Genomic DNA, 13,001 nt, shown 5'->3' on the forward strand with positions numbered 1-13,001 from the left:
GTGTTCAAGTTAGCCCATTTGCTCTGGTCTGATGAAACAGACTCTTGATCTTTCCATATCAAGTGACGCCATATTTCCCTTATATTCCAAATTATCCATTAGTTCTAAGCTATAACTTTATTTTATATAACTATGATCTCTTATTGCCATATCATCAATAAAACAATCACATAAAAAATAAATACTTTTTGAAGTTAGGCTATATACCCAATGGATTTCAAATTGCATCGCAACGGCAAGGGAACGAATTTGCCCGGCCAACAAAGAGATAAATAACTTGAAAGACGAAAAGTATAAAATATAGGAACAATATATGACTCCATCCTGGCTCAGCTTAGCGCTGGATTCCTTTTGGCCGATGCTTTACGCAGGCCTGACATTCACTATTCCCCTTACCCTGATTACGTTTGCTCTTGGGCTTACACTTGGGTTTATTGTTGCCCTGATCAGGCTTTACGGCCCTAAGCCACTGGTTGCAGTTGTACGTTTTTATGTTTGGTTGATCCGTGGAACCCCGTTACTGGTTCAGCTATTCCTGATATTTTACGCCTTGCCTAGTATCGGCATTACATTGGAAGCATTCACCTCTGCCGTGATTGGCTTTACCCTGAATGTTGGTGCCTATACCTCGGAAGTGATCCGCGCAGCTCTGAATTCCGTTCCCAAAGGACAATGGGAGGCTTCCCATTCCATCGGCATGAGTTGGTGGCAATCCTTACGTCGGATTGTGTTGCCACAAGCGGCAAGAGTTTCGATTCCTCCGTTGTCCAATACCTTTATTTCACTGGTAAAAGATACCTCATTGGCTTCTGTGATTACCGTGCCAGAGATGTTCCTGGCTGCACAACGCATCGCAGCCGTGACTTACCAACCCATGATCCTATACACCGAAGCAGCTATTCTTTATCTGATCCTGAGTTCATTGCTATCGGCACTGCAAGTTCGTCTGGAAAAGAAATTCTCCCGGCAATACTCTCAAAATAGCAATCATAAGGAAGTCAAAGATGATTCAGCTCTCTAACATTGAAAAAAGTTTTGACAGACAAAAAGTGCTGAAAAACATTAACCTGACGATTCAGGAAGGCAGTCTGACAGCGCTTATCGGGCCTTCCGGCAGTGGAAAAAGTACTCTGTTGCGTTGCATTAATCTGTTAGAAATTCCGCAAGCGGGTCAACTGGTGATCGGCAAGGAAAAAATCACATTTACGGGTAAAGAACGACTGCCTCATAAAGAAATCCAGCGCTTTAGCCTGCAAACTGGTATGGTATTTCAGAATTTCCAGCTTTTTCCTCATCTCACTGTAATTGAAAACATCATGGAAGGGCTGATTTGGGTACAGAAATGGCCACGTGAACGGGCCAGGGAACGAGCAATCGAATTACTGGAAAAAGTGGATATGTCCCATAAGGCTGATGCCTGGCCAACCACATTATCAGGAGGTCAGCAGCAGCGCGTTGCCATTGCCAGAGCGATGGCGCCATCTCCCAAAGTATTATTATGTGATGAACCCACTTCAGCCCTTGATCCTGAGTTATCGAAAGAAGTCGTCTCAGTATTGAAACAACTTGCGGACGAAGGAACAACCATGTTAATGGCAACACACGATCTGCGCCTGGCTGCGAATCTGGCTCATGATGTTGTCTTTTTGGAATTCGGTGAAATTATTGAATCAGGAAGTGCCAAGCACATGTTTACCCGCCCAAATCAACAGCGTACCGTCGAGTTTATTTCAACCCTGACAGAAACCTTACCGGATTGGGAAATATAGAGCACCGTGCCACCATTAGTCTGAAAAAAATTTAGTTTGAATAAATTGATTTGAAGAAAACTGCTTCGGAGAAAAACAATGAAAGTATTCTTGAAATTATTACTGGCTAGTACCGCTACCCTTGCTATTTCTGCTACCAGCTATGCCGGTAAAGATTTTGATGCCATAAAATCTTCTGGCGTCTTTAAGATTGGAACAGAAGGCACATATCCTCCTTTTACCTACCATGATGCCACTAACAAGCTCACGGGTTTTGACGTGGATATCGCCAGAGAAATTGCGCATCGCCTGAATGTCAAACCAGAGTTTATGGAAGTGAAATGGGATGGACTGATTGCGGGGCTGGATGCCAAACGTTTTGATGCCGTGATTAACCAAGTGGGCGTCACCCCAGAGCGGAAAACCAAGTACAGCTTTTCGATTCCTTACTCAACATCTCAGGTTGCTTTAATCACCAAGGATAACAACAACAATATTAAATCATTCGCAGATCTCAAAGGAAAGCGCTCAGCGCAGTCTCTGACCAGTAACTATGGTCAGTTAGCAACATCTTATGGGGCTAATTTAGTCAGTACGGATGGCTTTAACCAATCCATTGACTTAGTTGTCACCGGACGAGCAGATGCAACCTTAAATGACCGTCTGTCATTTTTAGATTTCAAAAAACATCGACCTAACGCACCAGTTAAAATTGTTGCACAGCAAACTGATGCAAGTAAATCTGCCGTTTTGCTGCGCAAAGGTGACCCGGAATTGGTAGAAGCCATTAATAAAGTACTGCAAGACATGAAAAATGATGGAACCTATGCCCGCATTTCTGAGAAATATTTCGGCACTGATATTGCGAAATAATTTATCACCTCAATTCGTAACACTACGGCATCGCTATGATGCCGTCTTCTTTATCATTTTAGTGAATTCTTTTTATTTACTTATTTTTCACTGAGTATCAATCTAATCATCATACCTCAACAACATCATGATAATCTGAAGCATGATTCCAATATCCACGCTCCTTATCGCGTACTTTCCGAAACACACCTACTGTCTCGGATTATCCTTAATCAGAAAATAAAAATACAAAGAGTAAGAAAATGACCAAAAGCACAACACACGATTACATCATCCGTCCCATCACCCAACAAGATAATGCAGACATCGCTGCTGTTATTCGTGAAGTATCTGCCGAACATGGTTTAACCGCTGACAAAGGTTTTGCTGTCGCCGATCCTATTCTGGATACCCTCTACGAAGTTTACAGCCAGCCACGTAGTGCTTACTGGGTTGTTGAAATGGAGGGTAAAGTCGTTGGTGGTGGAGGGATTGCTCCACTGGCAGGTGGTGACAATGATACCTGTGAACTACAAAAAATGTATCTTTCATCGGTGTTGCGGGGAAAAGGCGTTGCCAAACAAATCGTGCAACAATCTCTGGCGTTCGGCACAGAACAAGGTTTTACACGCTGTTATCTAGAAACTACGGCAGAGCTGAAAGCAGCCATTGCGCTATATAAAAAACTGGGCTTCAGCTATCTTGACCAACCATTGGGCAATACCGGGCACAGTGATTGCGAAGTCAGAATGATCAAGGCACTATAACAAGCTCTATAGCTTATGGATTTCAATAAATAAGCCCCACGGTTTATGCGGGGCATAGATTAGTCAGCCAATTCTTGAAAAGAAGTTAGTGAAGTCTGGGTTCATCTTCATCCGGGAAGAGAGCACCATCATCATCTTCATCATCCGGCGCATTCGGATCTTCAAAATAGGTACCCCAACCATCGTAATTCACGCCGATTTTTTCAGCCAGATCCAACAGTTGCTCAACCTGTACATTGATCAGTTCAGCATCCAGACGGCTTTCACTGATCACATCGCAACACATCAAAACTACGCTATCTTCTGTTTCTAGCTCTTCCGCATCTGTCACTTCATAACCCAGTTTAAATGCTTCAACAGCAGCTTTTTCCAGACGATCAAAATCCTCTGCCGAAAAATGATGTTCAATAATATAAAGCGCATCAGGATCACTACCATCTTCCAATAATTCTTCGATGATCAAGCGAGTTTCTTCACGCTGTTCTTCTAATGCATGTGGGTCTGCCATGCCAATCCCCCTGTCAGTTGGCTATCCTGTTTCGCATTCTCCCATCTTTTCCCTACAAAGGATATAGCTATCCAATTTTGTTAAACAGAAAATACAGGCCGTAACTGAATGAATCCTAATTATCCTAATGATCTTCAAATTACCGATTCATATTATAGGGGTTGCAATTAGATTTTTTATCGATATATAGTGAATAATAATTCAATATTTTGCCCATGGAGAAAATGCTGTATGAATCCATTTTTCCAACGTCACTTTCTGAGATTACTTGATCATAATCCCTCAGAAATTGATACACTTTTAACACTGGCAGTTAAATTAAAAGCGAATAAAAAATCAGGAAAAGAATCTCCCTTACTGACAGGAAAAAATATCGCCCTGATTTTTGAGAAAGATTCTACCCGAACACGCTGTGCGTTTGAAATTGCAGCCCATGACCAGGGAGCAAATGTCACTTACTTAGGCCCCAATGGCAGCCAAATCGGTCACAAAGAGTCTATCAAAGATACTGCAAGGGTACTTGGGCGTTTGTATGATGGTATTCAGTATCGTGGCTATGGACAGCAAATTGTCGAAACATTAGCGAAGTATGCTGGTGTTCCTGTCTGGAATGGACTGACAAATGAATTTCATCCGACTCAACTGCTGGCAGATCTCATGACCATGCAGGAACATAGTCAAAAACCACTCACAGAACTAAAACTGGCCTATCTGGGTGATGCACGTAATAACATGGGTAATACAATGTTAGAAGCAGCCGCATTAACAGGTTTGGATCTGCGTTTAGTCGCCCCGAAAGCCTGCTGGCCAGATCCTAAGCTGGTGGCAGAATGTCAACAACAAGCCGAAAAAACGGCGAGTAAGATCACACTGACAGAAGATATTACAATGGGCGTTAAAGATGTGGATTTTCTCTATACCGATGTTTGGGTTTCAATGGGAGAGCCTAAAAACGTCTGGCAAGAGCGGATTGCCTTATTAAAGCCTTATCAGGTCAATATGGATGTTGTGAAATTGACGGAGAATCCGAATGTGAAATTCCTGCATTGTCTGCCAGCTTTCCACGATGAAGAAACGATACTTGGTAAACAATTAGCGGAAGAGTTCAATCTGTATGGTGGGTTGGAAGTCACTAATGAACTGTTTGAATCAGAACACAGCATTGTGTTTGATCAGGCAGAAAACCGTATGCATACCATTAAAGCTGTCATGGTAGCAACGTTGGTACAAGATCTGAATTTGTGATTTGATGTGACAGCCATCAGCAATCCACCACTACTTAAATGACCATTTCACTGTTTTTGAAACATATTATCAGGCAGCCATGGGGATAACGCATCTATAATCTCTCCCCCATGATTTTTGAATTCAACTTACCGTGTAAGGCTGCCTTATTAATCCTCCGGCATTATCAATGCTATCCGATAATATCATTTAATGATAATTTTATTACGTTATTTTTTAGTAGAAAAATAGTTCATTTTCTGTATTCTGAAACCTGACTCTATTCAAAAAATCATCTAATCTTAAGTTACCCATTTCACAAAACGACAATCAATATATAAGATTAATTAAATGATGATAGGAGCTCGATATGGCAACATCATTACCAAATCGCAAACCAAATAGCACTGAAAATGAATTGCTGAAAATATGTCAGGAAGTGCTACTCGTAGAATCGATGAATATTAAAGATGATTTTTTCAGTCTTGGGGCAGATTCCATCTCATTAGTTGAAATACAAACTTCTATTGAGGAAAACTTAGGAAAGAAAATAGATTGGAGTGACGTACTTAGATTTAGAAATGTTGAATCCCTCGCTGCTTTTATTGATTCCAGTTACCGCCTTCCACCTCAAGACAGAAGGGAAATTGAGTGGCATGGAGTAAAATATGCCTTTCGTGTTATTGGTGATATAAATACCTCGACAGTAGTCCCCAAATTAGTTATAGCTGGTGGTTTCCAGGATATGTACTCCTTACCTCATCTTGAATATCTTCTCAAAGATGACAGCCCTTTAATTATGGTTGACTTACCGGGAATAGGATCTGCGGACAATATTCCAGACAATAAAAGCTTTGCGTTTCTTGCCGAATGTACACGGCATATTTTAGATGTCCTTTCCTTGCAGACAATAAACCTCATTGGTATTTCATACGGTGGAGCTATCGCCCTGGCGTTTACGTATCAATGGCCTGACAGGATTAATAAAGCCGCATTAGTTGGCACAGCACTTACTCAGCCACTTCACATTCAAAACAGACTAAATACAGCGTTACAATTACTGATTGAGGGAAAATATGAGGAGTCTGTTGAGAAGATAATTTCAAGCCTTCTCTGTCTCGAACCAGGCATTGAGATATTAGGAAAAGAAACGACCTATAAACTTTTGAAAAAAACACTATTAGAATCAACACAACATCAAGGAGAAAGATATAAGCATCTCCAAATGCGTCTTTTGAACCAAAAGAAATATGAGAGAGCAGTCAATTTTGACAAGCCCGTTTTATTTACAACCGGTGAATACGATATCATCACACCGCCTGAAAATGTTAAAATTTGCGCATCTATTTTTCCAAACTCACTATTTACCACCATAAAAAAATCAGATCATCTTGTCATGGTAGAACGCCCAGATGTACTGGCCAATCTGCTTATTCACTTTTTCAATGGGGAAGATTTAATCAAAAATAACTTAAACGATATTGAATTCATCAATTAATAATGACTAAAAATAGGGAACCATCCTACATAACTGCCATCTTTCAAGTTACCGCTTTATTGACTGCATCCATTTACCTTGGACACAAAGTTAGCGCCGACTTAACGCCAAATTAAACGCAAAAAATAAAAACAATCCGCCAGTCGTACGATTCATCCATTTAATAACGTTTCCACGACGTAAGATATGGGAAAAAGGCCGGGTAGCATAAATCAGGGCCAATGACCATAGCGTGCCGAGTATGACGTGAATTGCCACTAAACCAAATGCCACCATCGCTCCCCATATCAAACATCCGGTATCGATCCCAAGTGCAGCCTGAAAAGCTTTTTTTCCGCCTTTTGCCGCGGCTGTTCTTAAAATCAAAGCGGTATCTAAACCAGGAGTGAGAGTTAACAGTGTAGCCGCAACTGTAAAGGCAAGTAAGGAATCCAAAACTGTCATTTTTATCTCCGAAAATAAGAGCACGAAAGAATGCTTAATTATGATGTTATTTCATACTCATATATTTGACAGGAACAGTTTTTGTCAACTAAATTCCGTTACGAACCGGAAGCTGACACGTTTGATATCCTCCCCCGTCCTAAAGCTGCTTGAATATAGTAAGGGACAGAGAATATATCAGAGCGTGTTTATCTTACAGGTACATTAATTCCAAGTATATTAACTCCAAATAGTACTGAATAGTGCTGAAAAAATAGTGCTGAAAGGCGTCTCCCTCTGCCGTTACAAGTTTTCAAACCCAACGCGACACTCAATCAGGATTAATACCCGTGAATTAGACAACCATAAACGCCAGCAGGGAGTCCATAACTATTATTTTTTATCCTTAAGGATAAAGGATAAGACAACATTTACTAATGAAGTTAAATCACACTCATATATCGATTTGATCCATATTTCCCCTCAGTAATCGGCATTCTTTTATTTATTTTTTTGTTTTAGCATCATCTCATTACCCAACATTTCAAATAGTTATCAAGTAATTCCTGATTATGTTCACAGTTATCATTCAGCTCACAACGCGCCAATGTTTCATCAAGTTCAGATTCAATAAATGTGTGAATTTTCGGCTTACGCAAACCATATTTTACCTCACTTGCAGATCGTTTAATTCGCAGCAGATCGGCAATTTCTGCTTTTAATTGAGGATCATGTACTGTTCCTTCCACCAGCGTTTCAAAATCTATCGGCGGTACACCTTTGCCCATTTCAATCCAATGGGCAGCCAATAACGGGCGCAATACGTAGAAATATTTTTTTAGCCGGACTTCTTCACCTTGCAGATAACTTTGGAAATTTTTCTTCGCCATTGAGAGATAATGGTAACGCGCTTTAATGTCCGAAAAGAAATGTGGCACCAGCGTTTTCAATCCATTGGTTGCTGCCGCATTTGCCTGGTAGATGATGGGGGAATCCAACCATTCCATTAATGTTGGATTTGCCTGTTTCAGTAATTTTAAGGTCTTGCGTAGCTCCCAACCGCTGATATCCAACTTATCGTTAATTGACTGTTCAATAACATCCCGTCCTGCTTCTACTCTCAAATACCAATCCATAGGATGGACATAAATAAACCGCACATCGTAATCACTATCGGGTGAAGCAAAACCCCACCCACGGCTACCCGATTCACACGCGTACAATATGTGCACGTCATATTTTTTCTCTATCTTATCCAGTTCCCTCTTGATACGCTTTTTCATTACTAGACTGACTATTTCCCTTTCCATTTTTTCTTACCTATTTCTATTTACTATCCTTTTACACAAACGACCTGACGCAAAGTATGTACAACTTCCACCAGCAAAGTACGGACTGCTATCATTCCACAGCCGATATCCACCCCAACCGCCGCCGGGATAATGGCACCACGAGTCGGGATCACACTACCGATGGCAGAACCTTTACCGACATGAACATTCAGCATTACCGCCAGATGTTTAAATACAAAAGGTATCTTGGCGGTATTCTGCAATTGAGTAATGGCTTCTGGTTCAACAGGGACGCCATGCATCCACATTTTTACCGGGGCACCATTTTCTTGCGTCAATGAGTTATAACCGTTGGTTTTCATTTCAGTTGTTTTCATTTCAATTGTTTTCATTTTTGCTCTCCTTTAATTGCTTAGAACTCCATGCGACTTCATCAGTGCGTTAACACTTATCGTTATTGCCAATCTTGTTATTACCAATCCTGTGCTAACTTTGGAAAAACATAAAAACATTTTTTATTATTTTGAAAAATAATCGTTTTTATTTTTATCCATTTTCGACAATAGATTTTGCTATTTGATTTTCTTATCTTTTTGTCTCGTTATTTGTAAATTAAGATAATCTAATGATAGGGAAAGGGATGAAACACAGAGTTGCTATTGACGTTTTGGGTACAACATTAGACAAACGCAAACCAGATTGAGCATGTCGCCCTGCGCTTTTCCGTACCGTTTTTGTCAACAGAGCCAACTTGCAAGATAGAGCGTATAGGAAAAAATGATATAGAATTGAAATTCTTGGGCACCAGAACAGGATTCCCGCTAATGAGCGCAATGTCACCTGCTTTATTATGGATTTACAAACGATCCACAGTGCATCGTGAATGATCCCCAAACTAGAAAGGTTTTTATCACCCATTTACACGGTGATCATATCTTTGGTTTGCCGGGCTTACGGTATAGCCGCTTAAATGGGAGATCCTACCTCTCCTTTAACATTATATGGCCCCAAAAGGAATACGCCCGTTTGTAGAAGAGCATAATAAGCGCTGCATTTGATGCCCAAAAACTGAATCAGGATCGTGTTCCCCGTGGCCCGTGAATCCATTGGGTATAACTGCTAATTACATCATATTAAATAACTTAGAAAACTCCCCGGATAGATCGTGGTTAAGTATATTGCGCCGATAATAATTCTCCCATAATGTTTCATCTGAAACCCAGGGCGGATAAATGGGTTCTTGATTCAACCAAAATTGTATTTTGCCAGCAACGTTTCTATTATTTCTGTGTCTGTATACCAATCTAACTTGAAGATGCCGGTTTCAAAATCTGGAAATTATCATTCAATCAACAAGCGAGTCCACCCGCTTTTTCCCGGAGTGTGACACGAAAAAAGGAGTGAATTGCCTCGCGAAACACTTTCGGTGTGGCGAAGTAGACATTGTTACGCACCTGCTCGTTCATATATTTCCATAATCGCTCTATGGGATTGAGATTAGGACTGTAAGGTGGCAAGTAATGCAACTCAATGTTGAGGATCTCGGCGATATCTTTCACCAAATCGGTACGGTGATAACCCGCCCCATCCAAGATGAGATGAATTTTCTGCGAAAGCGGATAGGTTTCTCGAATGGCACCGAAAAAATACGCCACATTTTCCGCGTTAATGCTCGGATATTCACGAATAATAGTCTCTTCAATACACTGTAAATTAAGGGCGCCCATGATGTTGAGTCGGGTACGGCTGCCTGTAGTTTCAATCATTTTGACGTGCTTTACCCCTGATTTTATCCAGCCATAGCTTAATTTTGTAGACTGTGAGGGATGCACAGCATCAATAAACAGAATCGGCTCATTCTGACCGAATTCGTCTTTCAGGGCGTGGTAGGCCTCAATAAATTGTTGCTGTTTATCCGCATCAAATTTATGAGGAACCCCTTTCGGCTTCTTGTAACTGAACCCTTGACGGTGAAGCCATTTGGTCATCCCGGCCACGGTGAACGAAACCTGCCAGCGTGCCTGGACATAGGCCACAATGTGTGCGGTAGTATGCATCAGATTCACCGTCAAATAATCCACCAGTTCAGCGGTTTGCCGGGCAGACAGATGGCTTTCAGAACCGCCATTTTCAGGGGCGAGTTTTTCCTGACTGAAATAATCTTTCAGATGACGACTGACAGTGCTTTCATGAATACGTAAGGCCTGAGCAATCATCTGAGCAGTCCAGCCCTCGGAAGCCAAAAGAACCGCTTTGATGCGGTCGCGAACGCGTCCATCACGCGTTGTATCATGCATCAGTTCGAGGGCGTGTTTTTGGTCTGGTGTCAGATGAATTTTCATGGTTGCAAGCATGATCTGATTCGGATAAGAAATCAAGCATCTTCAATGATGATTGGTATAAATCCACCTCAATTCTTTTGCAGTTATAGAATCTCTTGTTTTATCTACGACTTCTCTTACATTTATTTCATCAAGGATAAAGTGTATATGCATATCCCCAGTAAGTTGGCAATCGCTCATTGTTACCCATGATAATCCCCCTTTACTTTTCCTTCCTATAGTGACATTATTCTTACTTATATTTTCATCCAACACGGTATAATATTTATTGTGTTTTTTAAGATGAGAATAGAAACTTTCTTTATATTTTCCATATTCCTCAAATGCAACAACATTAAGATAACGTTTATATTCATTTGCCTTATTAATAAGACTTTGAGTCGGGGTTCTTTGCCTATTTCCCATTGAACGTTTAAAATTGTCTAAAAAAGACACCATTTCTCTCTCTTCAACCGGAATTAAATAATAATTAATCATTGCCGGTTTAGAGAATTCTTGTCCAGAAGTGGATTTAGTAAGATTATGTTTAACGATTTTAAATTTATCAAAGCGACTGATATAACGCTCTCTTTCATCAGTTAAACCATATATCAGATCACCTTCAAAAAACTCATTTCTAAAAGGAGGAGAAAATGGCATATACCACCCCTTTATTTGATGAAAAAAATATAAACTAACGCATTATAATCCCGATTATTAAAATAAATGTCATGTTTTATATAGTTATCAAAAACACAAAAATCCAATAAACAAAATGGCAATCGGTTTGAGTGACAAAGGCGAATATAGCCAATAGATTTCAAATTGCACCGCGGCGGCAAAGGAACGACAAACTGGAGCATAGATAACTATATGGTCATAACTATGTGGTCATAACTATGTGGTCATAACTATTTGGCCGGGATGAGCGAGTGCAGCCAACAAAGAGATAACTTGACAGACGAAGGGTATAATATCCTCCTTGGCCTCGCTCATGAACCACTGGTTGAAACAAAAATTTCTTCCACAAACCTTGCGATGAATACAATCGTGAGTATAATGCGCGACGATTTGCTGGGAGAAAACATGAAATACTGCGCCACAGATAACGTTGCAAAATATCAATCCAACAAAGCACTGCCAACTGGCAGCCTGGACGTATTGTTTTTCCCATTGCTAAACCGATCATTTATAAAGCCCCTCAATTGAGGGGCTTTTTTTCGTCTGCCCAGTCAAAGGCTAAAAGTCATAAAAGAGGAATGTAAACATGGCTAACCCGTTATATCGCAAGCATATCATTTCAATTAATGATTTGAGCCGCACAGATCTTGAATTGGTATTGCAGACGGCAGCAGCACTGAAAGCCAATCCACAGACTGACTTACTGAAACATAAGGTTATCGCTAGCTGCTTTTTTGAAGCCTCTACGCGTACCCGTCTCTCTTTTGAAACAGCGATTCAACGGCTTGGAGCATCTGTAGTCGGCTTCGCAGACAGCAGTAATACGTCTCTAGGCAAAAAAGGAGAAACACTGGCCGATACTATCTCTATTATCAGCCAGTATGTTGATGCGATTGTGATGCGTCACCCACAGGAAGGAGCCGCTCGTCTTGCTTCTGAATTTTCCGGTCATATACCGGTCATTAACGCGGGTGATGGTGCGAATCAGCACCCAACCCAAACTTTGCTCGACCTGTTTACTATTCAGGAAACCCAAAACAAGCTGGATAAACTGAAAATCGCTATGGTAGGCGACTTGAAGTACGGGCGTACCGTACATTCATTGACACAGGCACTGGCAAAATTTGAAGGTAACCATTTCTGCTTTATCGCACCAGATGCCCTTTCCATGCCGAATTACATTCTGCATATGCTGGCTGAAAAACAGGTGAATTACAGCATTCACAATAACTTTGAAGATGTATTGCCAGAGCTAGACATTCTATATATGACCCGTGTACAGAAAGAGCGTCTTGATCCTTCTGAATACGCCAATATCAAAGCCCAGTTTGTACTGCGCGCAGCGGATTTGGTTAATGTCAAAGATAACCTGAAAGTATTGCATCCATTGCCACGTATTGATGAAATTACTGTTGATGTGGATAAAACGCCTTATGCCTACTATTTCCAACAGGCAGGTAATGGTATTTACGCCCGTCAGGCACTGCTGTCACTGGTATTAAATGAGAATGCCGTTATCGCGTAATAATGCAATAGCTTATTTACAAAAATAAGCAGCCGTTAATATTATGACCAAGAGAATTATATTTTGGTCATAATCTTATTTTTTGAAAAATGCTTTACTCCATTCTCTGTTGTTGATGTAACTAAATTATTATTGCTCACTGTAATAATAATATCTTTTTCA

At 40.7% G+C, this 13,001-nt stretch carries 14 protein-coding genes and 1 pseudogene; 9 read left to right on the forward strand and 6 right to left on the reverse strand.

Features of this window, described 5'->3' with window-relative positions; genetic code table 11:
* Nucleotides 1-313 precede the first annotated feature (313 nt).
* From AAC852_RS15195 to AAC852_RS15210, 4 genes are all read left to right on the forward strand, one after another.
* Entirely contained in the window at nt 314-1,021 is a 708-nt protein-coding gene (locus AAC852_RS15195) for an amino acid ABC transporter permease (protein WP_340621727.1), read from the forward strand.
* The gene (locus AAC852_RS15200; protein WP_340621728.1) at nt 1,005-1,769 is read left to right on the forward strand and encodes an amino acid ABC transporter ATP-binding protein; all 765 of its coding nucleotides are present in this window, start codon (nt 1,005-1,007) and stop codon (nt 1,767-1,769) included. Before AAC852_RS15195 ends, AAC852_RS15200 begins: the two co-directional genes overlap by 17 nt.
* 78 nt (nt 1,770-1,847) lie before the next feature.
* Nucleotides 1,848-2,621, forward strand: a complete 774-nt coding sequence (locus tag AAC852_RS15205; RefSeq protein ID WP_340621729.1) for an amino acid ABC transporter substrate-binding protein — start codon at nt 1,848-1,850, stop codon at nt 2,619-2,621.
* A gap of 242 nt (nt 2,622-2,863) precedes the next feature.
* Nucleotides 2,864-3,367, forward strand: a complete 504-nt coding sequence (locus AAC852_RS15210) for a GNAT family N-acetyltransferase (RefSeq protein ID WP_340621730.1) — start codon at nt 2,864-2,866, stop codon at nt 3,365-3,367.
* A gap of 85 nt (nt 3,368-3,452) precedes the next feature.
* Here AAC852_RS15210 and rraB read toward each other — a convergent pair whose 3' ends face one another.
* Nucleotides 3,453-3,875, reverse strand: a complete 423-nt coding sequence (gene rraB / locus AAC852_RS15215) for a ribonuclease E inhibitor RraB (protein WP_340621731.1) — start codon at nt 3,873-3,875, stop codon at nt 3,453-3,455.
* Between the two features lie 231 nt (nt 3,876-4,106).
* Here rraB and argF point away from each other — a divergent pair, with 231 nt between their 5' ends.
* Together argF and AAC852_RS15225 are read left to right on the forward strand one after the other, a co-directional pair.
* A complete protein-coding gene (argF, locus tag AAC852_RS15220) occupies nt 4,107-5,120 on the forward strand; it encodes an ornithine carbamoyltransferase (RefSeq protein ID WP_340621732.1) in 1,014 nt (337 codons plus the stop codon).
* Nucleotides 5,121-5,469: 349 nt separating this feature from the next.
* Nucleotides 5,470-6,597, forward strand: a complete 1,128-nt coding sequence (locus AAC852_RS15225) for an alpha/beta fold hydrolase (protein WP_340621733.1) — start codon at nt 5,470-5,472, stop codon at nt 6,595-6,597.
* 90 nt (nt 6,598-6,687) lie between these two features.
* Here the strand turns inward: AAC852_RS15225 and AAC852_RS15230 are convergent, their stop codons facing one another.
* The 3 genes and pseudogenes from AAC852_RS15230 to AAC852_RS15240 all read right to left on the reverse strand — a co-directional run.
* Nucleotides 6,688-7,041: a hypothetical protein gene (locus AAC852_RS15230; protein WP_340621734.1), complete on the reverse strand. Its 354-nt coding sequence runs from the start codon at nt 7,039-7,041 to the stop codon at nt 6,688-6,690.
* A gap of 503 nt (nt 7,042-7,544) precedes the next feature.
* A complete protein-coding gene (locus AAC852_RS15235; RefSeq protein ID WP_422824307.1) occupies nt 7,545-8,330 on the reverse strand; it encodes a nucleotidyltransferase domain-containing protein in 786 nt (261 codons plus the stop codon).
* 68 nt (nt 8,331-8,398) lie between these two features.
* Nucleotides 8,399-8,674: pseudogene (locus tag AAC852_RS15240) on the reverse strand (RtcB family protein); the annotation flags it as partial.
* A gap of 517 nt (nt 8,675-9,191) precedes the next feature.
* Here AAC852_RS15240 and AAC852_RS15245 point away from each other — a divergent pair.
* Nucleotides 9,192-9,344 (forward strand): MBL fold metallo-hydrolase, encoded by a 153-nt coding sequence (locus AAC852_RS15245; protein ID WP_340621735.1) that lies wholly within the window; start codon nt 9,192-9,194, stop codon nt 9,342-9,344.
* 317 nt (nt 9,345-9,661) lie between these two features.
* Here AAC852_RS15245 and AAC852_RS15250 read toward each other — a convergent pair whose 3' ends face one another.
* Both AAC852_RS15250 and AAC852_RS15255 read right to left on the reverse strand, forming a co-directional pair.
* On the reverse strand, nt 9,662-10,654 hold the full coding sequence (locus AAC852_RS15250) for an IS630 family transposase (protein WP_340621845.1): 993 nt from the start codon (nt 10,652-10,654) through the stop codon (nt 9,662-9,664).
* Nucleotides 10,655-10,696: 42 nt separating this feature from the next.
* Nucleotides 10,697-11,293, reverse strand: coding sequence for a hypothetical protein (locus tag AAC852_RS15255; RefSeq protein WP_340621736.1), 597 nt, complete (start codon nt 11,291-11,293; stop codon nt 10,697-10,699).
* Nucleotides 11,294-11,587: 294 nt separating this feature from the next.
* Here AAC852_RS15255 and AAC852_RS15260 point away from each other — a divergent pair, with 294 nt between their 5' ends.
* Both AAC852_RS15260 and pyrB read left to right on the forward strand, forming a co-directional pair.
* The gene (locus tag AAC852_RS15260; protein ID WP_340621737.1) at nt 11,588-11,842 is read left to right on the forward strand and encodes a hypothetical protein; all 255 of its coding nucleotides are present in this window, start codon (nt 11,588-11,590) and stop codon (nt 11,840-11,842) included.
* A gap of 58 nt (nt 11,843-11,900) precedes the next feature.
* Nucleotides 11,901-12,839, forward strand: coding sequence for an aspartate carbamoyltransferase (pyrB, locus tag AAC852_RS15265; protein ID WP_340621738.1), 939 nt, complete (start codon nt 11,901-11,903; stop codon nt 12,837-12,839).
* Nucleotides 12,840-13,001: the final 162 nt, after the last annotated feature.

Origin of the sequence: Xenorhabdus siamensis, assembly GCF_037996745.1 — a bacterium.
GTDB classification, from domain to species: Bacteria; Pseudomonadota; Gammaproteobacteria; order Enterobacterales; family Enterobacteriaceae; genus Xenorhabdus; species Xenorhabdus indica.